Source organism: Gordonia sp. YY1 (genome assembly GCF_009872315.1).
Taxonomy (GTDB): Bacteria; Actinomycetota; Actinomycetes; order Mycobacteriales; family Mycobacteriaceae; genus Gordonia; species Gordonia amicalis.
Window position 1 is genome coordinate 137,784 of record NZ_WXYI01000005.1, and the last position, 20,532, is coordinate 158,315.

The following is a 20,532-nucleotide window of genomic DNA, read 5'->3' on the forward strand; positions in this document are numbered from 1 at the left end:
TTTCCACGCACGCCGACTGGGAGGTCTAGCGATGACGACGATCGAGGTGACCGGCCCGCTCCAGAAACAGGCCTGGGCCGACAAGGTGCTGCCGCCCGTCGAACAGGTCCGGCCCGACCTGTGGTCCATCCCGGTCCCGATGGGCCCCAACCCACTTCGCTACGTGCTCGTCTACGCCCTCGGACTTCCCGACGGCGGGCTCGCCCTGATCGACGCCGGCTGGCCGTCGGACGAGTCGTGGGACGCCCTCGTCGCCGGTGTCCGAGCCACGGGCCGCGACATCACCGACGTCCGGTCCGTCGCCGTGACCCATCTGCATCCCGATCACTTCGGTCTCGTTCCGCGGCTTCTCGAAAAGGTCGACGTCGAGCTGTGGATGCATCGCGACGATGCGCGTTTCCTGCGCCATCACAGCGCCGAGGAGGTCGAACGGCAACTCGCTCAGGCGCGTGCCGAGCTGCGCCTGATCGGGGCGCCGCCGGACGTCGCCGACGAGGGTCTCGTCGACTTCATCCGCATGCCCGACGGCCGGACCGTCGACCGCGAACTGACCGGCGACGCGCCGCTCGACATACCGGGATGGGACATCCGCGCGATCTGGACACCCGGCCATACCGCCGGCCATCTGTGCTTCGCCGACGACTCCGCGGGCATCATCTTCACCGGCGACCACCTGCTGCCGCGCATCAGCCCGAACATCTCCACCAGCCCGATGCAGCCCCTGAACCCCCTCGCCGACTATCTCGTCTCCCTGGCCAACACCGAGAAGATGCGGGACCACGAGGCGTTGCCCTCGCACGAGTACCGCTTCCGCGGTCTCGGCAACCGCGTGACCGGGCTGCTCACCCACCACGAGGAGCGACTGACCGAGATCGCCGAGGCGGTCGCAGCCCGACCGGAGAGCACCGCGTGGGAGATCACCCGGGCCGTGACGTGGTCACGGCCATTCGAGGACCTCACCCTCACGCTGAGCCGACTTGCACTGCGGGAGACCGACGCCCACCTACTCGTGTTGCGCGAGCGCGGAATCCTGACCTGCACCACGCCGGCTGCAGGGGACGATCCGGGAACATCGGAGCCACGCGCCGTCGATCCGATCCGCTGGTCGCCCGCGACCATGTCCGAGCACCCGAGGTCACCGGGCACGTCCGTTCCCACGCCGTAGGCGCACATCGCAACTTCTCTTCAACGCACCGTCCACCCACAACAGGAAAGAGTCACCATGAGTGCCGTGCTCACCGAGTTCGCCGACGGCGTCGCCGTCATCACGATCAACCGCCCCGAGGCGAAGAACGCCGTCAACCTCGAGGTGTCCGAGGGCATCGCCGCGGCCATCGACGAACTCGAGTCGCGCGACGATCTCACCATCGGCATCCTCACCGGCGCCGGCGGTACGTTCTGTGCGGGTATGGATCTCAAGGCGTTCTCCCGCGGCGAGCAGGTCTCGTTGAAGGGTCGCGGTTTCGGTGGCCTCACCGAGGCCCCGCCGAGCAAGCCGCTGATCGCCGCGGTCGAGGGCTGGGCCCTCGCCGGTGGTTGCGAGCTCGCACTGTCCGCCGATCTCGTCGTCGCCGCCGAGAACTCCAAGTTCGGCATCCCCGAGGTCAAGCGCGGTCTCGCCGCAGCCGCCGGCGGCCTCCTGCGCCTGCCCAAGATCCTCCCGTACCAGGTCGCGATGGAGCTCGCCCTGACCGGTGACCCGCTCACCGCCGAGCGCGCCCACCAGTTCGGACTGGTCAACAAGATCACCAAGCCCGGCGAGGCCCTCGACGGTGCGCGCGAACTCGCCGCGAAGATCGCGGCCAACGGTCCGCTCGCGGTGCGTGCAACCAAGCAGGTCACCTCGATGGCCATCAAGTACACCGACACCGACCTGATCAAGCAGCAGTGGGAGTACCTCACCCCGGTCTTCAAGTCCGAGGACGCACAGGAGGGTGCCAAGGCGTTCGCCGAGAAGCGCGCACCCCAGTGGAAGGGCCGCTGATCGCGGTAAAGGCCTATCACTAGAGTGGCTGAGGTGGACCTGCACCTCGTGACCTACTTCGTCGCAGTCGTCGACCACGGTGGGATCACGAAGGCCGCCCAGTCGCTCTACATCTCGCAGCCCTCGTTGTCGCAGGCCATCCGGACGCTCGAGAAGCGTCTGGGTGTGACCCTGTTCGACCGGACCGGACGACGCCTCGAACTCACCGAGGCCGGACGCAAGCTCGACGACGCGGCGAGGCGCATCCTCGCCGACGTCGATCGTGCGAAGCAGAAGGTCGACGCGGTGCGCGAACTACAGGCCGGGCGTGTCGACGTGGTGACGTATGCGGCATTCAGCATCGATCCCCTCGTCGACGTCGTCCGCCTGTTCCGGGAGCGCTTCCCGAGTCTCGCGGTGCGAGTCCTCGCCGCAGACGGTCCGGCGGGTGTGCTCTCCGCGTTGCGATCCGGCGCTGCCGAGATCGGCGTCATCGACTCATCCGCCGAGCATGCGACGTTCTCCGCCATCCCGATGACGCAGCAGGAACTGGTGGTGGCCGCACCCGACGCGCTGGCGGCAGGACTCCCGGACACCGTGTCGCGCAGTGCCATCCGCTCGGTGCCGCTGGTCATCGACCACAGCGACCAGCACACCGCGACCCTGTTCGCCGACCTCATCGACGACGCCGCGCGCAACGTGGTCGTCGACTGTCCACTGCCGGCGGCGATCTGGAATCTCGTGGAACGCGGCACAGCCGCAACGGTTGTGCCGCGCATCGTCGCCGACAAACAACTCGCCGGTGTCCGGCAACTCGCGCTCGATCCGCCGCTGACGCGGCCGTGGGGACTCGTCCTGCGCTCGGGACTCCCCTCGCCGGCGGCCCTCGCCTTCATCTCCGCAGCCCGGGCCCACTCCGGCCTGAGCCCGGAGCCGACCGAGACCCGGGACTGGTAGGCCACCATGGAATTACGCCAGGTCGAATACTTCCTCGCCGTGGTCGAGAACCAGGGCATCGGCGGTGCCGCCACCGCGCTGGGCGTCGCGCAGCCGACGGTCTCGCAGGCATTGCGCGCCCTCGAACGCGAACTCGGCGTGCAGCTGTTCCACCGCATCGGTCGTGGCATGGTCCTGTCGGCGGCCGGCCGCACGATGGTCGGTCCGGCGCGCCAGATCATCCGCGACGTCGACGCCGTGGGCGATCTCCTCGCGGCCGAGGAGGATGAACTCACCGGTCATCTCGACCTGCTCGCCTCGCCGGCGACGGCGGTCGGTCCGGTCGTCGACCTCATCGCCCGCTTCCGCGCCGCGTATCCGCGAGTGTCGGTGCGGCTCGGCGAATTACGTGATGAAACGCGGGCGGCGTCGTCCATCGAGGACGGTCACTGCGAATTCGCCGTCGCCCACCTGCCCATCGCCGGCGACGCGCTCGAGGTCATCGTTCTCGGTGAGCAGGAGTACGTCCTCGTCTATCCCGAGGACGCCGTGGTTCCCGACGGACCGATCCCATTGGGAAATCTCCCCGCGGTGCCGATGGTGTTCGTCCCGCGCGGGCACTCGGTGGCCGACGAATTCGAGGAGGCCATCCGCGTCGGCGGGGTCCGGCCACCACTCGCCGTGCTCTCCGAGCATCGGGAGGAACGACTCCCGATGGTGCTGGCCGGTATCGGCGGCACCCTGCTGGAACGTTCGATGGCCGAGACGGCCGCGGACCGCGTCGTCATCCGTGAGACCGAACCGCGCTTCGTCCGGCCGTTCGCGATCGCCTTCGACCCCGCGTCCCTGTCGCCCGTGGGTCATGCCTTCGTCGAACTCGTTCGGTCGCAGGTGGATTGAGGGATCGCCCCACCCGCCGGCCGAGTAGCCTCAACCGCAACACAGCGCGGCGCCCCCACCCGCCGGCCGAGTGGCCTCAACCGCAACGCAGCGCGGCGCCCCCACCCGCCGGCCGAGTAGCGTCGACCGAGCGGAGCGAGGACGCCGCGTATCGAGGTCGCTCAGGCAACCCGTTCGAAGATCGCGGCCAGTCCCTGACCGCCGCCGATGCACATCGTCTCGAGACCATAGCGACCCTCCCGGCGCTGCAGTTCACGGGCCAGCGAGGCCAGCATGCGGCCACCGGTCGCGCCGACCGGGTGGCCCAGCGAGATGCCCGAACCGTGCACGTTGGTGCGGTCGAAGTCGCCTCCGGAACCGAAACGGCCGAAGCCCCATTCACGGGTCACGGCGAGCGCCTGGGCGGCGAAGGCCTCGTTGAGTTCGATGAGGTCGATGTCGGCCAGGGTCAGACCGGCCTTGGCCAGTGCCTTCTCGGTGGCCGGCACCGGTCCGATGCCCATGGTGCGCGGCGGGACACCCGCGAGACCCCATGAGACGAGCCTGACGAGCGGACGCAGGCCGAGCTTCTCGGCGACCTCGCTGGTCGTCACGATCGCCATCGACGCCGCGTCGTTCTGTCCGCTGGCGTTGCCCGCGGTCACAGTGGCCTCGGGGTCGGACTTGCCCATGATCGGCTTCAGCTTGGCCAGGGACTCGACGGAGACGTCGGGGCGCGGATGCTCGTCGGTGTCGATGATCTGATCGCCGGCACGGCCCGGGACGGTGACCGGGATGATCTCCTCGGCCAGCACACCGTCCTTCTGTGCACGCACTGCGCGCGTGTGGGATTCGACCGCGAGCTCGTCTTGCTCGGCGCGCGAGATCTCGTACTCCTTGCGGAGATTCTCGGCGGTCTCGATCATCCCGCCGGGGACCGGGTAGTGCTTACCACCGGCGGTCGAGCGAGCGCGGACGAGGCTGTCGTGCATGGCGATTCCGGTACGCGCACCACCCCAGCGCATGTCGACGGAGTAGAACGAGGCGTTGCTCATCGACTCGGTGCCACCGGCGACGACGAGGTCGTTGTCGCCCGAGGACACCTGGTAGGCGGCCTGGATGACGGCCTGCAGACCCGAGCCGCATCGGCGATCGATGTGCATGCCGCCAACCGTGATCGGGAGCCCGGCGTCGAGGGCGACGACGCGGCCGATGGCCGGGGCCTCGCTGTTGCCGTTGCAGTGCCCGAGGATCACGTCCTCGACCTTCTCCGGGTCCAGTCCGGTGCGCTCCAGCAGACCCTTGAGCGCGGTCACGCCCAGGTCGACCGCCGTGAGGCTCTTGAACATCCCGCCGTACCGGCCGATCGGGGTACGTACCGGCTCACAGATGACGACGTCTCGCATGGTTGACCTTTCGCAGAATCTCGGGTGGAAGAGTATGGGTGAGAACAGCTCTCACATGAAGCGGCCGCCGGTCACCTCGAGCACAGTGCCGGTCATGTACGACGACATGTCCGAGGCGAGGAACAGGGCGACGCTCGCGACCTCGCCGACCTCACCGGCACGGTGCATGGGGATCTCCGACATCTTCTGATCCCAGGCCTTCTGCGGCATCGCCTCGGTCATCGCCGAGCGGATCAGGCCGGGCTGGATCGCGTTGACCCGCACGCCGTGATGCGCCATCTCCTTGGCGGCGGCCTTCGTCATGCCGACGATGCCGGCCTTGGCGGCGGAGTAGTTGGTCTGGCCGACCATGCCGACCTTGCCCGACAGCGAGGAGATGTTCACGATCGCACCGCGCTTGGCCTCGCGCATGATCGCGGCTGCCTTGCGGGTGCCGTTCCAGGTGCCCTTGAGGTGCACCGAGATCACCAGGTCGAAGTCCTCTTCGGTCATGGTGCGCATCGTTGCGTCGCGGGTGATGCCGGCGTTGTTGACCAGGACGTCGAGCGAACCGAAGCCGTCGACCGCCTCGGCGAGCAGAGCGTCGACCTCGTCGCCGTTCACCACGTTGCACTTCACCGCACGGGCGACGTCGCGACCACCGAGCTTGTCGGCGGCCGCCTGGGCGGCGTCGAGGTTGAGGTCACCCAGGACCACCTTGGCGCCCGCGTCCACGAAGGACCGGGCGATCTCGAAGCCGATGCCCTGGGCACCGCCGGTCACGACGGCGGTGCGCCCTTCGAGCAGCGGCTGGGGGGTGGTGGATGACATCTTCGGTCCTTCCCATGGGGTTCTGGTGCAAACGCCGACGGCGTGAGGCGCCGGGTGATGCGAGTAATCTAACCCGCATTTCCGGCGTCGAACGCCTCCGTTTCATACGCAACGGCTATCGGAGCGATCCCGCTTTCGTATTGGACCCCTCACCGTGGACGCGCAAGAGTGGCAGCATGACCGGAGTGATGCAACCAGCAACCGCGACCTCCCAGGTGAGCGCGGAAGACTTCGCCGACATCCTGGCGGCGACCCGAGAGTTCGTTCGGGAGGTCGTCGTACCGCGCGAGCAGGAGATCCTGGACACCGACGCGATTCCCGAGGACATCCGCCAAACCGCCAAGGACATGGGTCTTTTCGGATACGCGATCCCCCAGGAGTGGGGCGGACTCGGACTCGACCTGACCCAAGACGTCGAACTGGCGATGGAACTCGGTTACACCTCCCTCGCGCTCCGGTCGATGTTCGGTACCAACAACGGCATCGCCGGTCAGGTGCTGGTGAACTTCGGCACCGACGAGCAGAAGGCTGCCTGGCTGGAGAAGATCGCCTCCGGCGAGGTCGTCGCGTCGTTCGCGCTGACCGAACCGGGCGCCGGGTCGGATCCCGCCGGCCTGCGCACCAAGGCCGTCCGCGACGGCGACGACTGGGTCATCAGCGGCGAAAAGCGTTTCATCACCAATGCTCCGCTGGCCGACCTGTTCGTGGTGTTCGCGCGCACCCGCCCGGCCGACGAGAACGGCACCGGCATCGCGGTGTTCCTCGTCCCGGCCGACTCCGCCGGTCTGACCGTCGGCGCGAAGGACCGCAAGATGGGTCAGGAGGGCGCCTGGACCGCCGACGTGCACTTCGACGGCGTCCGCGTCCCGAACTCTGCCCTCGTCGGCGGCAGCGAGGACGTCGGTTACAAGGCCGCGATGATGTCCCTCGCCCGCGGTCGCGTGCACATCGCCGCACTGTCCGTCGGTACCGCTCAGCGCGCACTCGACGAGTCGATCGCCTGGGCGGCCACGTCCACCCAGGGTGGGAAACCGATCGGTGAGTTCCAATTGGTGCAGGCCATGCTCGCCGATCAGCAGACGGGCGTGATGGCCGGGCGGGCCCTGGTCCGCGACGCCGCCCGCGCCTGGGTCGACAACACCGACCGTCGTCTCGCGCCCTCGGCTGCGAAGCTCTACTGCACCGAGATGGTGGGCAAGGTCGCCGACCTCGCCGTCCAGATCCACGGTGGCAGCGGCTACATGCGCGACGTCCCGGTGGAACGCATCTACCGCGAGGTCCGTCTGCTCCGACTGTACGAGGGCACCAGCGAGATCCAGCGCCTCATCATCGGCCGCAACCTCTACAAGCAGGGCGCCAAGAACGCCCAGCGCTGAGCTACGACGAGAAAGGGACCGTCCCAACTTCGGTGGGGACGGCCCTTTTTCGTCGTAGCTCAGCCCCGAACGACATAGCCCGAAACCGCGGTGAGCGCGGTTTCGGGCTATGGGGATTCGACGGGGCTCAACCGGCGGAGACGGGGCTCAACCGGCGGAGACGGGGCTCAACCACCGAAGAGGGGTCAGGCGTGTGTCAGACGCTCCCGCAGGGCGACCTTCTGGATCTTGCCGGCCGCCGAGGTCGGTAGCTCGTCGACGACGAAGACGTCGCGGATCTTCTTGTAGGGCAACACCTGTTCGGCGACGAACGCGGCCACCGCGTCCTCGTCGATGTCGTGTCCGTCCTTGGCGACGAGGAACGCCACCGGCTCCTGGCCGACGGGCCCGGCCTCACGACCGACCACCGCGGCGGCCGCGACATCGGTGTGGGTCACCAGGATCTCCTCGAGCTCCCGCGGATACACGTTGTAGCCCTTGTAGATCAGCATGTCCTTGGCACGGTCGCAGATGTAGATGTAGCCGTCGGCGTCGCGGTACGCGATGTCGCCGGTGTCGAGCCACCCGTCGACGAACTGTTCCGCGGTCTGTTCGGGATGACCGAGATAACCGTCGGTGACCTGCGGCCCGCGAACCCAGAGCTGTCCCCTCTCCCCCGCCGGCAGGACGACGGCCGGGTCGTGGGCGGCGCGGATCTCGACCTCGGTGTCGAAGGTCGGCAGTCCGACGCTGCCGAGCCGGTACTGACCCTCGGCGGTGAGCGGTGCCGAGGACACCAGGCAGGTCGCCTCGGTGAGTCCGTAGCCTTCGACGATCGCCGCTGCGGGGAAAGCCTTCTCGAGTTCTCCGAGCGTCACGAGGTCGATCGGAGCAGCGCCCGACGAGACCACCCGCACCGACGTCAGATCACGCGACTCGACGTCGGGGTGGACTGCCAGCGCATGCCACATCGCCGGGCTGCCGGTCACATACGACGCCCGGTACCGCTCGATCAGGGCGAGCATACGGCCGGGTTCGAACCGTCCGGCGAACACATGGGTTGCGCCACAGAGCAACAGGAACGACATGTTGATCAGCGCGTGCGCGTGGAACAGCGGCGACACGACGACGGTCGCGGCATCGCCCGGGACCACTCCACGGTCGGAACCCTCGCGCGGCGTCAACCGCAGCAGACCGTCGTCGCCGACCTCGATCGCGTGCCCCGCACGCCAACCGATCATCTGCGTGACGTTGCCGAGGACGTTGCGGTGCAGCACCCGAACGCCCTTCGAAACGCCCGTCGTCCCACCGGTGAACGCCAGATGGGCGACGTCGTCGGACGACACGGTGACCGCCGGAGCCTCACTGTGTCCGGCGGTGAACTCCTCGAGCGAGGTGATCCGCACGCCGTCGACCGCCGCCGCGCCACCGTCGACGACCACCACGGTGGTCAGTGGTGAATCGACCGCGGCCGACAGCAGCCGCTCGGATTGTTCGGCCTGCGTGAAGCCCGCGACCGCACCGGTTTCGACGATCTGGCGATGCAGACCGGGCACCGGCTGCAACGGATTGACGAGCGTGACGGTGGCACCGGCTCGCAGCGAACCGTAGTAGGCGACAACGAATTCGATGCTGTTGGTGAGATAGATCAGCACCACGTCACGTTCGGCGACGCCCGCCGACCGAAGGGCCGACGCCACCGCCGCCGAACGCGCGTCGAGTTCGGCGTAGGTCAGCGTCGTGTCTCCGTCGACGACCGCTGCGCGGTCGCCGTACAGCGCTGCCATGCTTGCCGGCAGCACCGCCATGCTCGTGTCCGGATAGGTGAGCGTCGTCGGCGACACGCCGCTCATCGCGGTGCCATGCGGATAGCACCGTCGAGGCGGATGGTCTCGCCGTTGAGGTAGGCGTTCTCCAGGATGTTCGCGGCAAGCTGCCCGAACTCTTCGGGACGACCGAGGCGCGACGGGTTGGGGATGCTGGCCGCGAGCGAGGCCCGCACGTCATCGCGCAGGCGAGCGAGCAGCGGGGTGTCCATGGTGCCGGGCGCGATGGTGTTGACGCGGATCAGCTTGCTGGCCAGGTCGCGTGCGGCCACGAGGGTCATGCCGACGATGCCCGCCTTGGAGGCCGAGTAGTTGATCTGGCCGATCTGCCCCTCGAAGGCCGCGACGGAAGCCGTCATGATGATGGCGCCACGCTCGCCGTCGATGGGTTCGAGGCGCGCGATGCGCTCGGCACCCAGCGACAGTGCGTGGAACGACCCGACGAGGTTCAGCTTGATGACGAACTCGAAGTCCTCCGCCGACCCGGCCTTGCCGTCCTTGTCGAGGATCCGCATGCGCCGGCCCGCGCCGGCGCAGTGCACGAGTCCGCGCAGGCCGCCGCGCTCGTCGGCGACATCGAGGGCGGCCGCGAACTGTTCGGCATCGGTGATGTCGGCGGCGGCGAAGTTCGCCGCCGAACCCAGGCCGTCGGCGACGGCCTGTCCGTCGGACGTGGGCAGATCGATCAGGGTGACCAGGCCGCCGGCGTCGATGACGCGCTTGGCGGTGGCGAGCCCCAGGCCGGAGGCGCCACCGGTGATCGCGACGGAGAGTCCCTTGAGTTCCATTGTGCTGATGTGCCTTTCAGTGTTGTCTGGCGTCGGATGGGGGCGGGATCAGAGGAGTTCCAGGATGGTGGTGTTGGCCATGCCGCCGGCCTCACACATCGACTGCAGGCCGTAGCGGATCCCGTTGTCGCGCATGTGGTGCACGAGGCGGGTCATCAGGATCGCGCCCGAGCCGCCGAGCGGGTGGCCCACGGCGATCGCGCCGCCGAGCGGGTTGAGCCGTTCGATGTCGGCGCCGGTCTCGGCCTGCCAGGCCAACGGTACGGGCGCGAACGCCTCGTTGATCTCGAAAGCGCCGATGTCGTCGATCGACAGACCGGAACGCTTGAGCGCCTTGGCGGTCGACGGGATCGGGCCGGTCAGCATGACGACCGGGTCGTCGGCCGCGACCACCGCGGTGTGGATGCGCGCGATCGGGGTCAGGCCATGCGATTTCGCCGTCTCCGACGACATGATCAGGAGTGCACCCGAGCCGTCGGAGATCTGCGAGGAGTTGCCGGCGTGGATGACGCCGTCCTCGGCGAACGCGGGCTTGAGCTTGCCGAGCGACTCCAGGGTGCCACCGCGGCGGATTCCCTCGTCACCTTCGAGCACACCGGAGATGGGGGCCAGCTGACCGTCGAACGCACCGCGGTCGACGGCGGCGGCCGCGAGTTCGTGTGAGCGCAGGGAATATTCGTCGACGCGGGTGCGGTCGAATCCCCACTTCGCGGCGATCGTCTCCGCGCCGAGACCCTGGCTGAACTTGTCGATGCCGTAGCGGTCGAGGACGGTGGCGGGCTGGTGTTCGCCGTTGGGGGCCGAGCTGCCCATCGCGACCCGGCTCATCGACTCCACGCCACCGGCGATGACGACATCCTGCTGGCCCGAGATGACCGCGGCGGCAGCCATGCTGACGGCCTGCTGGCTCGACCCGCAGGCGCGGGTGACCGTGGTGCCGGGTACGGACTCCGGCCATCCGGCCGCGAGGATCGCGGTGCGGGCGATGTTGCCGGCCTGCTCCGACGACTGGCTGACGCAACCCCACACGACGTCGTCGACGATCGCGGGATCGACGCCGGTCCGCTCGACGAGAGCCTCGAGGACGTGGGCGGACAGGTCGGCCGGATGGATTCCGGACAGGGCTCCGCGGCGGCGTCCGATCGGGGCGCGGACGGCGTCGACGATCACTGCATCGCGCATGAGGTCTCCTAAAGATGTCGGGCAGTGGATGAGGGAGTTTCAGTTGTGGAACCGAGGACGTCCGTGAGCGGAAATCACCCGTCCTGTCGAGCCGACCACGAAGGGGTCTGGCGGACAAGTCGATTCCCGCTCACGGACGATGAGGTGCTGCCTATGAGAGAAGCGTCGCCTCAGGCGGTGAGCACCGCATGCGGACGCAGGCGTGTGCGGTCGCGCGCCGGGTTGGCGAAGATCAGCGCCAGCACGGCGCAGACCGATGCGACCAGTCCGAGGACCTGGAACGCGGTGGCGTAACCCTCGGCGGGCGTCGCCGCGGCGTCGACGATGACGCCGGTGGCGTACGGCGCGACGAGGCCGCCGATGGCCATGATCGCCAGGAAGACACCGAGGGTGCCGGCGGTCTGACGCGGCGGGCAGATCTCTGCGATCGCGGCGTTGAGCAGCGGGAACACCATGGCGGCGAAGCCATAGCCGACCGACAGGATCAGGACACACACCATCGGGGTACTGATCGACGGCAGCAGGAACAGCAGGACACCGGAGATCAGGACGCCCACCGACGGGACGACGACGCGGAGCACCCGCGGCGACGCACCCTTGGTGATCATCCGGTCGCTGGTGATCGAGCTGAGCAGCATCAGTACGAGACCGACGATCGACGGGAAGGCGAACATCGAACCGGACTGCAGCTGGCTGTAGCCCAGGCCGTCCTCGAAGTACGACGGCAGCCAGGTGAGCACCACCGAGACCAGGGCGTAGACGCTCATGACCAGCAATGCACCGGTGATGAAGGTCGGCGCGAGGAAGATCTTCACCCACGGGGTGGCCGGCTCGGCGTCGGCCGGCGAGGTCTCGCCCGTCGCCGTCTCGTCGACCTTCTTGGTCTTGCCGCTGGCGATGTAGGGGCCCGGGCGCCAGGTCGACAGCCACACCACGGCCCAGACAGCGCCGGCGGCGGCGAGCGCGAACAGCGCCCAGCGCCAGCCGAAGCTGACGGTGATGACCGTCAGGAGCGGGGCGATAGCGATCTTGGCGATCGACGCGGCACCGGCGAGCAGAGCGCCGGGCAGCGCACGACGCGCCGGCGGATGCCATGCGTACGCGGCGGTGTGCAACAGCGCCGACGTGGGTCCTTCGGACAGGCCCAGCAGGAGCCGGCTGATGAGCAGGACCGCGAAACCGGCCACCGCGATCATCGGCAACATCGCCGCCGCCCAGCACAGGCCGAGGAGGACCAGCGACCAGCGCAACGTCATCCAGCGGTTGAGCAGGCCGGCGAAGAAGCCGCCGATGGTGAAGGTGAGGAAGAACAGGCTTCCGACGAGTCCGATCTGGGACGCGCTGAGACCCAGTTCTTCGCGCAGCGGCTTGGCGATGATGCCCAGTACGGCCTTGTCGGCGTAGTTGATCACATACAGGCTGACCAGCAGCGACGTGAGACCCCATGCGGTGAGCCGGGATTCGCCGAGCGGGCCGAGGCCGCCGAAACGTCCGGGCGTCACCTCGAATTCGGTGGTGTCGGGCGCGGTGGGGGCTGCCGCGGGGTCTTTGCCGGAGCCTGATCCGGAGGCGGTCGTGACCGTCATGGGGGAACCTCTTTCAGGCGAATGGTCTGAGAATAGATGGACCGGGAATTCAGTGGGGCGGATCACATCTGCGTTCGATTGAAACTGCCGTCAATGTGAGGCACAACGTTCGCTCGGCGAACGGTCCGACTGCAGCTGCCTATGTGTCGAGGACCACAGCGCTGCGAACAGGCACCATTGGCTGGCCCTATCCGAGAGTTAGGCACGGAACAATCCGCCGCGGCTGTTCCATGACGACCATTGGCTCGCGCTATCGCACCCTTAGCGCATCGCGTCTACTTCCAAGTGTCGTGGGACGGCATGCTTGGGTACGTTGCGTCTCACATCCGCCAGCCGGTGCGACCTGCACCGCTTACTCATGGGAGAGAACCCACCACCATGACCCGCCTCGCGCAGACCCTGGGCCTCACCGAGATCCAGACGGAGATCGTCGCCAACGTGCGCTCCTTCGTCGACAAACAGATCATCCCCAATGCGCAGGAGCTCGAGCATGCGGACGAATACCCGCAGGCCATCGTCGACGGCATGGGCGAGATGGGACTGTTCGGCCTGATGATCCCCGAGGAGTACGGCGGCCTCGGTGAATCGCTGCTGACGTACGCCCTCTGCGTCGAGGAGCTGGCACGTGGCTGGATGAGCGTCTCGGGCGTCATCAACACCCACTTCATCGTCGCCTACATGCTGCGTCAGCACGGCACCGACGAGCAGAAGCAGCGGTTCCTCCCGCGAATGGCCACCGGCGAGGTCCGGGGTGCGTTCTCCATGTCCGAACCCGAACTCGGCTCCGACGTCGCGGCGATCAAGACGACCGCCAAGCGCGACGGTGACGACAGCTACGTCATCAACGGACAGAAGATGTGGCTGACCAACGGCGGATCGTCGACTCTGGTTGCGGCACTTGTCCGTACCGAGGAGGGCGAGGAGAAGCCGCACAAGAACCTGACCACCTTCCTGGTCGAGAAGCCGGCCGGCTTCGGTGAGGTGGTCCCGGGCGTGACCATCCCGCGCAAGCTGGACAAGATGGGCTACAAGGGAATCGACACCACCGAGCTCGTCTTCGACGGCTACCGCGCACCGGCCACCGACATCCTGGGCGGGGTGCCGGGCAAGGGCTTCGCGCACATGATGGACGGCGTCGAGGTCGGTCGCGTCAACGTGTCCGCGCGTGCGTGCGGAATCGCCCAGCGCGCCTTCGAACTCGGCGTCAAGTACGCCCAGCAGCGTTCCACGTTCGGCAAGCCCATCGCCGAACATCAGGTTATCGCCTTCTCGCTGGCCGAGATGGCGACCAAGGTCGAGGCCGCGCACCTGATGATGGTCAACGCCGCCCGGCTGAAGGACTCCGGGGAACGCAACGACGTCGCCGCGGGTATGGCCAAATACCTGTGCAGCGAGTACTGCGCCGAGGTCACCCAGGCGTCCTTCCGCATCCACGGTGGCTACGGCTACTCCAAGGAGTTCGAGATCGAACGCCTGATGCGTGATGCGCCCTTCCTGCTCATCGGCGAGGGCACCAGCGAGATCCAGAAGCAGATCATCTCCAGGGGACTCCTGCGCGAGTACCGCGAGCAGTAACCAATCCTTCACTTCCCCAACACTTTAGGAATCACCATGCAGCGTCGCATCTTCACCGAGGACCACGAGGCCTTCCGCAAGACGATCCGGGACTTCATCGCCAAGGAAGTCGTACCCGTCTACCACGACTGGGAGAAGCAGGGCCATCCGCCGCGCGAGTTCTACAACCGGCTCGGCGATCTCGGCGTCCTGGGCATCGAGGCCCCCGAGGAGTTCGGCGGCGGTGGCGTCACCGACTTCACCTACTCCCTGGTGATCGCCGAGGAGACCTCCGCGGCGGGCGTCACCTTCGGCAGCTACTCGGTGCACTCGAACCTGATCCTCCCCTACCTGATGGAGTACGGGACGCAGGAGCAGAAGGAGCGTTGGATCCCCGGATTCTGTTCCGGCGAGATCATGTTCGCGATCGCGATGACCGAACCCGGCACCGGCTCGGACCTCGCGAACATCGCGACCACCGCGAAGCTGTCCGAGGACGGCTCGCATTACGTGCTCGACGGCGCCAAGACCTTCATCACCGGTGGCGCGCTCGCCGACCGCATCCTCGTCGTCGCCCGCACCACCCCCTTCGATCCCGAGAATCGTCGTGCGGGACTGTCGATCCTGGTGGTCGACACCAAGTCCGAGGGGTTCTCGGTCGGCCGCAAGATCGAGAAGATCGGACTGAAGGCCTCCGACACGGCCGAACTGTCCTTCGACTCGGTGAAGGTGCCGGTCGAGGACCTCCTCGGCGACGAGGGCGCGGGCTTCAAGTACCTGAGCCACAACCTCGCCCAGGAACGCCTCACCATCGCGATCGGGGCGTCGGCCACCGCCGCCGCGGCCGTACAGCACGCGATCGCCTACACGAAGGAACGCGACGTCTTCGGCAAACCGGTCGCGGCCTTCCAGAACACCAAGTTCGTGCTCGCCGAGTGCTCGGCCGAGGTCGAGGCGATCCGCGCGATCGTCGACCGCGCTCTCGAGCTGCACAACGCGGGCGAGCTGACCGTCCCGGACGCCGCCCGCGCCAAGCTGTTCGCCACCGAGACCGCCGGCAAGGTCATCGACAAGTGCCTGCAGCTGCACGGCGGTTACGGTTACGTCCTCGAGTACCCGATCGCCCGCCTGTACGCCGACACCCGCGTCTCGCGCATCTACGGCGGCACCAGCGAGGTCATGAAGACGATCATCGCCAAGGATCTGGGGCTCTAGGTTCCCGCTTCCGCAGAGTGCGGGATGCGTGCTGTTTTCCGGCACTCATCCCGCACTCTGCGTTCGGCGTAAGGTGTACTCGACCTGCGCTGCAACGTAACCCGGCCTTTCCAGCAGGTCTGCCCAGGTGAAGTTGAGGACCGTCCACCCAGCGGTGATCAGCGCGTTGCGCCGTGCCCGGTCCGAACGGAAGACCTCGGCGTCGCGGTGATAGGCCATGCCGTCGATCTCGACGGCCACCTTCTTCTCGGTGAAGGCGAAATCTATGACATAGCCCGCTGCAGGATGGTTGGCGATCCAGCCGGTGATTCCGTGCTGCTCGAACGCGTCGACCGCCAGCCGCTCCGCGGCAGACCGTGCACCCGACCCGACGAGCACCAGCATCTTCGCCATCTCGGCGGCGCCCTTGCGTTTACGACGACGCTGGAACGTCTCGACGAGCGCGTCGACGGTCACCTTCTCGCGTTGCACTGCGCGGTCGAGGACATCCATGTTCCCCTCGACGGCGCCTTCGAGGACCGACAGTGGGAGCGCCGTCACGCGCAAGCCCTTGTGGTCGACGACGTCAGCGGAGTCGAGTGTTCGGCGGATGACTTTTCTGCCTTTCACCGTCGCGCCCTTCCAACTCTTGGGACCGGTAACGGTGACAACGGCGGGCCGTTTGGTCGCGACACCGTGCCACCACGCTGCTGCAAGTCCGCTGAGTACCGCATCGCGAGACACCGATTGTGTCGCGATCCGAGTTCGCGTACGGCTGGTGACCGGGTGATCGGCCAGACGATAGATCCCGTGCGCCTCGCGCACCCATTCTCCGGACTTCACCCGACGCCCGACGGCACCGTTGCTGAGGCCGTGCTCGCGCGCCTCATCGATGGTGACCACGCCGTCGTGCGAGAGAGCGAGGGTGCGGAGCGCGGTCGAAATCACCATGCATTCTTGGACGCATCGACTCCCTTCTTGGTTCCGCCGTAACGCTGCTCCCGCCGAGTGCGACATCAGTGCCGAGAAGCAGCACCGAAAACGCACTCCGTGCACACGCGTGATCTGCTTGCCTTAATATTCGCTGAGCAAAGCAGCGGGGTCGGGACGTGGAAAGTGCGGGGATCTTTGGTGCGGGAGTATCGGCGCGGGGTGCGCGCCCTGGCAGCGGTCTTGATCACCGCGTTCGTGACAGCATTGGTGGCCGCGACGGCATCCCCCGCGCAGGCTGCGCCCGTGCGCTACACCGGCGGCCCGTACATCGCGATGGGTGATTCGCGGGCCTCGGGCGGATTCTTCACGCCGACACCCGAGTACTTCGACGGTTGTAAGCGGTCGGCGCTCAACTATCCGAAATACGTGGCGGCGATGACGCTGCCACGGCGTTTCGTCGACACGTCGTGCGCCGGGGCGCAGTCGGCGCACCTCTATCGCGCCGCACAGCACACCTCGCGCGGGGCGAAGGCGGTCCAGCTGAACCTGGTCCCCCGCGACGCCCAACTCATCACCGTCAGCATCGGCGGCAACGACATGCAGTGGGCCGCGATCCTCGCGCAGTGCGCGATCCGCCAGCCGCTCACGGATCGACGTTGCCGGCACAACCCGCGGCTCGAGAACGAGGTGCGGTGGCGCGTCCAGCTCATGGAGAACCGTGTCACCCCGGCGCTGCGGGCGATCCGCCAGAAGGCTCCCCGCGCGCAGATCATCGTCGTCGGTCTCGGCGGGTTCATCGGTAACAGCGGGTGCTGGCCGTTGATCCCGCTCAGCGACCCCGACGCTCGATGGATGCGTCAGGTGTTCTACCGCGCCAACGACGCTCTCCTGCGCGCGACGACCAAGGTCGGCGGTGCTTTCGTCGACGCCAATCGCGGGTCGCTCGGTCATGACCCGTGCAATCTGATCAATCCCTGGTACGAGAGCGCGTTGTCGAATCGGATCGCGCTTCCCTATCACGTCAACCAGGCGGGGGCGCTCGCGATCGCCATGATGATCAACGGCGCGATCCGCCGGTAACCCGCGCCGGGCCGGTCACTAACCTGGTCGGCGTGGCTCATCTTCTCGGCGCGGAAACCCTAGGCCTGGAATACCCGACGACCAAGGTCTTCGACTCGGTGTCCCTCGGCGTCAACGAGGGCGACCGTATCGGCATCGTCGGACGCAACGGCGACGGCAAGTCGAGCCTGCTCGCGATGCTCGCCGGTCGCAAACAACCCGATTCCGGACGCGTCACGGTGCGTGGCGGAGTGCGTGTGGGGGTCCTGGACCAGGTCGACCGGTTCGACGACGACGAAACCGTCGGTCATGCCGTCGTCGGGGACCGGCCCGAACACGAATGGGCCGGCGACCCGCGTGTCCGGGACGTCATCGGCGGACTGCTCGGCGACGTCGAGTGGACGGCCACCACGGGTTCGCTGTCCGGCGGTCAGCGCCGCCGGGTGTCGCTGGCCCGGCTCCTGGCCGGCGAGTACGACGTCCTCGCGCTCGACGAGCCGACCAACCACCTCGACGTCGAGGCCATCACCTGGCTCGCCGATCACCTCAAGCGCCGCTGGCCCGCCAATGCCGGCGGGCTGCTGGTCGTCACCCACGACCGCTGGTTCCTCGACGAGGTCTGCACCATGACCTGGGAGGTCCACGACCGGATCGTCGAACCGTTCGAGGGCGGGTACGCCGCCTACATCCTGCAGCGCGTCGAGCGTGACCGGCAGGCCGCGGCGATCGAAGCGCGCCGTCAGAACCTGGCCCGCAAGGAACTCGCCTGGCTGCGCCGCGGTGCGCCCGCCCGCACCTCCAAGCCGAAGTTCCGCATCGACGCGGCCAACGCCCTCATCGCCGACGTCCCGCCGGTCCGCGACACCGTCGCCCTGAAGTCGCTGGCCACCGCGCGCCTCGGCAAGGACGTCGTCGACCTGCTCGACGTGTCGGTCTCCTACGGCGACCGGAACGTCCTCGACGGCGTCGAATGGCGACTGGCGCCGGGCGAACGCACCGGCATCCTCGGCGTCAACGGTGCGGGCAAATCGACCCTGCTCGGGCTCATCGCCGGGACGGTCGCGGCGACCGGGGGAAGGGTCAAGCGCGGCAAGACCGTCAAGGTCGCCACCCTCACCCAGCGGCTCGACGACCTGAACCGCTACCTCGACGACCCGGTGCGCGTGGTCATCTCACAGCTGCAGACCACCTACACATTCGGTTCGGGATCGAAGGCGCAGGAACTCTCCCCGTCGCAGCTGCTCGAGCGTCTCGGTTTCGACAGCGCCCAGCTCTCCACCCCGGTGCGCGACCTGTCCGGTGGTCAGAAGCGTCGTCTGCAGCTGCTGCTCATCCTGCTCGACGCCCCCAACGTGCTCATCCTCGACGAGCCGACCAACGACCTCGACACCGACATGCTCGCCGCCCTCGAGGATCTTCTGGACTCCTGGCCCGGCACCCTCATCGTCGTCTCACACGACCGGTACTTCCTCGAGCGCGTCACCGACCAGCAGTTCGCCGTGATGAACGGCAAATTGCGCCATCTACCCGGTGGCGTCGACGAGTTCCTGAAACTCCGTGCGGCACAGCAGAAGGCATCGGCTTCCGCCACGGCGTCGAACTCCGGCGAGTCGTCTGCATCGGCGCACTCCGCGCCCACCTCCGCGCCCACCTCCGCGCTCAGCGGGGCCGAACTGCGGGCCGCGAACAAGGAGCTGGCGTCGCTGGAACGCCGGATCGACAAGCTGCACAGCAAGATCGACGAGGCACGCACCGCCCTCGCCGACCACGACCAGGCCGACTACCAGGGCCTGTCCGCCGAGACCGAACGCATCCGGGAGATGGAGTCCGAACTCGCCGAACTCGAGGAGCGCTGGATGGAGCTCGGCGAGGCCATCGAGTGACCTACCGCGCGAACGCCTCCCGGATGGCGGTCATGACGTCGGGTAGCGAGCCGTCGACGACGCTGCTGTGGTCGGCGCGCGCGTAGGTCTTCAGGTCGACGTCGGTGCCGTCGCGGCTCATCGCCGACCGCAGTGAACGGCTCAGTGGATACGGCAGCACCGGGTCGAGGAGTCCGTGCGCGATGGTCACCTTCGCCGGGTAGCCGGCGGTCGGAACCTCGGCGTAGGCCCGCAGGGCGTCGCGGAACTTCTGGTCCTTCGTGAACGACGATGCGACAAGCGATCCCGGCGACACCGACCGCAGCGCGTCGACGACATCACCGTTGCAGCGGGCGCGCGACCGGTCCAGGAACCGCTTGCCGCTGTCGGTGAGGAAGTCCCCGACCCCGAGTTCGGGCTGCGAATGGTCCAGACCTGCCAGGGTGTAGAGAAACGGGGCGCTCAGAACGTTGAGGGTGCCGAGTCCGGGTACGCGCGGTCCGAAGAGACCGAACAGGTTCTCCAACGACGACACCGGAGCGATCGCGACCGCCCCCTTGACCGGCAATTCCGGAGCGTACGACGGTGCGCGGTGCGCCGCATGCAGTGCCGCGTGTCCGCCCTGGGAATGCCCGACCGACACCCAGGAGCCACCGAGGGCGGCGTCGACCGACCGGGCCGCGCGGATCATGTCGATGACCGAGTACGCCGCGGCCGCGCCGCCGAGATAGTCGGTCTCCCCGGCGGATCCGAGTCCGGCGTAGTCGGTGGCCGTCACCGCGTAGCCGGCTTCCAGCGCGGCCCGCACGGGTGCTTCGACCCCGTCACCCAACCGGTGCTTCGTGGGTGCGCACTCGTCGGCGATACCGACGGTCCCATGCGCCCAGGACACCACCGGCCATCCGCCCGGCGGCGGTGTGCCGCGCGGGACCCAGTAGACGCCGCTCGCCATCGCCGGGCGTCCACGCTGGTCCCGCGTGGCATAGGTAAGCCGGGTACCGGCGGCCGCGGCCGACGGTAGCTGGTCGTCGGGAACGTCGCGGGTGGTGAACACGAATCCGTTGGCGGGGGCCGCGGCCGTCGACGGCGGCGTCGACGTGAGCGACCCGATGCCGACGAGCACGGCGACGGCGGATGTCAGCACGGCGGTCAGTGGTCTGCGGAGCACCCGCACAACTGTAATGACCTCCGAGAAAGAC

At 67.8% G+C, this 20,532-nt stretch carries 17 protein-coding genes; 9 read left to right on the plus strand and 8 right to left on the minus strand.

The window, feature by feature from the left end:
- Positions 1–31: 31 nt before the first annotated feature.
- The 4 genes from BPODLACK_RS09260 to BPODLACK_RS09275 are packed head-to-tail and all read left to right on the plus strand — an operon-like array spanning position 32 to position 3,799.
- The gene (locus tag BPODLACK_RS09260; protein WP_024497846.1) at positions 32–1,165 is read left to right on the plus strand and encodes an MBL fold metallo-hydrolase; all 1,134 of its coding nucleotides are present in this window, start codon (positions 32–34) and stop codon (positions 1,163–1,165) included.
- A 57-nt stretch (positions 1,166–1,222) separates the two neighbouring features.
- The gene (locus BPODLACK_RS09265) at positions 1,223–1,984 is read left to right on the plus strand and encodes a crotonase/enoyl-CoA hydratase family protein (RefSeq protein ID WP_024497847.1); all 762 of its coding nucleotides are present in this window, start codon (positions 1,223–1,225) and stop codon (positions 1,982–1,984) included.
- Between the two features lie 33 nt (positions 1,985–2,017).
- A complete protein-coding gene (locus tag BPODLACK_RS09270; RefSeq protein ID WP_024497848.1) occupies positions 2,018–2,920 on the plus strand; it encodes a LysR family transcriptional regulator in 903 nt (300 codons plus the stop codon).
- A gap of 6 nt (positions 2,921–2,926) precedes the next feature.
- Positions 2,927–3,799, plus strand: coding sequence for a LysR family transcriptional regulator (locus BPODLACK_RS09275; protein ID WP_024497849.1), 873 nt, complete (start codon positions 2,927–2,929; stop codon positions 3,797–3,799).
- Between the two features lie 161 nt (positions 3,800–3,960).
- Here BPODLACK_RS09275 and BPODLACK_RS09280 read toward each other — a convergent pair whose 3' ends face one another.
- On the minus strand, positions 3,961–5,184 hold the full coding sequence (locus BPODLACK_RS09280) for an acetyl-CoA C-acetyltransferase (RefSeq protein WP_024497850.1): 1,224 nt from the start codon (positions 5,182–5,184) through the stop codon (positions 3,961–3,963).
- 51 nt (positions 5,185–5,235) lie between these two features.
- Positions 5,236–5,994, minus strand: coding sequence for a 3-oxoacyl-ACP reductase FabG (gene fabG / locus BPODLACK_RS09285; protein WP_024497851.1), 759 nt, complete (start codon positions 5,992–5,994; stop codon positions 5,236–5,238).
- Positions 5,995–6,170: 176 nt separating this feature from the next.
- Here fabG and BPODLACK_RS09290 point away from each other — a divergent pair, with 176 nt between their 5' ends.
- A complete protein-coding gene (locus BPODLACK_RS09290) occupies positions 6,171–7,370 on the plus strand; it encodes an acyl-CoA dehydrogenase family protein (protein WP_024497852.1) in 1,200 nt (399 codons plus the stop codon).
- A gap of 185 nt (positions 7,371–7,555) precedes the next feature.
- On the opposite strand, the gene BPODLACK_RS09295 is transcribed toward BPODLACK_RS09290, so the two are convergent.
- The 4 genes from BPODLACK_RS09295 to BPODLACK_RS09310 all read right to left on the minus strand — a co-directional run bounded on the left by BPODLACK_RS09295 (position 7,556) and on the right by BPODLACK_RS09310 (position 12,731).
- Positions 7,556–9,202, minus strand: a complete 1,647-nt coding sequence (locus BPODLACK_RS09295) for a class I adenylate-forming enzyme family protein (RefSeq protein WP_024497853.1) — start codon at positions 9,200–9,202, stop codon at positions 7,556–7,558.
- Positions 9,199–9,963, minus strand: a complete 765-nt coding sequence (locus BPODLACK_RS09300) for an SDR family NAD(P)-dependent oxidoreductase (RefSeq protein WP_024497854.1) — start codon at positions 9,961–9,963, stop codon at positions 9,199–9,201. Before BPODLACK_RS09300 ends, BPODLACK_RS09295 begins: the two co-directional genes overlap by 4 nt.
- Before the next feature lie 48 nt (positions 9,964–10,011).
- Positions 10,012–11,145 (minus strand): thiolase family protein, encoded by a 1,134-nt coding sequence (locus tag BPODLACK_RS09305; RefSeq protein ID WP_024497855.1) that lies wholly within the window; start codon positions 11,143–11,145, stop codon positions 10,012–10,014.
- Positions 11,146–11,315: 170 nt separating this feature from the next.
- Positions 11,316–12,731 carry an MFS transporter gene (locus BPODLACK_RS09310; protein ID WP_024497856.1) on the minus strand — a complete coding sequence of 472 codons (1,416 nt, stop codon included), beginning with the start codon at positions 12,729–12,731 and terminating at the stop codon, positions 11,316–11,318.
- A 378-nt stretch (positions 12,732–13,109) separates the two neighbouring features.
- Here BPODLACK_RS09310 and BPODLACK_RS09315 point away from each other — a divergent pair, with 378 nt between their 5' ends.
- Positions 13,110–14,306, plus strand: a complete 1,197-nt coding sequence (locus BPODLACK_RS09315) for an acyl-CoA dehydrogenase family protein (protein WP_024497857.1) — start codon at positions 13,110–13,112, stop codon at positions 14,304–14,306.
- Positions 14,307–14,342: 36 nt separating this feature from the next.
- Entirely contained in the window at positions 14,343–15,500 is a 1,158-nt protein-coding gene (locus BPODLACK_RS09320; RefSeq protein ID WP_024497858.1) for an acyl-CoA dehydrogenase family protein, read from the plus strand.
- A 45-nt stretch (positions 15,501–15,545) separates the two neighbouring features.
- Here the strand turns inward: BPODLACK_RS09320 and BPODLACK_RS09325 are convergent, their stop codons facing one another.
- Entirely contained in the window at positions 15,546–16,430 is an 885-nt protein-coding gene (locus tag BPODLACK_RS09325; RefSeq protein WP_024497859.1) for a type IV toxin-antitoxin system AbiEi family antitoxin domain-containing protein, read from the minus strand.
- Positions 16,431–16,607: 177 nt separating this feature from the next.
- Between BPODLACK_RS09325 and BPODLACK_RS09330 the strand changes: the two genes are divergently transcribed.
- Together BPODLACK_RS09330 and BPODLACK_RS09335 are read left to right on the plus strand one after the other, a co-directional pair.
- Positions 16,608–17,492: an SGNH/GDSL hydrolase family protein gene (locus BPODLACK_RS09330; protein WP_024497860.1), complete on the plus strand. Its 885-nt coding sequence runs from the start codon at positions 16,608–16,610 to the stop codon at positions 17,490–17,492.
- Positions 17,493–17,524: 32 nt separating this feature from the next.
- Positions 17,525–19,354, plus strand: a complete 1,830-nt coding sequence (locus BPODLACK_RS09335; RefSeq protein WP_159405152.1) for an ABC-F family ATP-binding cassette domain-containing protein — start codon at positions 17,525–17,527, stop codon at positions 19,352–19,354.
- A 1-nt stretch (position 19,355) separates the two neighbouring features.
- Here the strand turns inward: BPODLACK_RS09335 and BPODLACK_RS09340 are convergent, their stop codons facing one another.
- The gene (locus BPODLACK_RS09340) at positions 19,356–20,501 is read right to left on the minus strand and encodes an alpha/beta fold hydrolase (protein ID WP_024497862.1); all 1,146 of its coding nucleotides are present in this window, start codon (positions 20,499–20,501) and stop codon (positions 19,356–19,358) included.
- Positions 20,502–20,532: the final 31 nt, after the last annotated feature.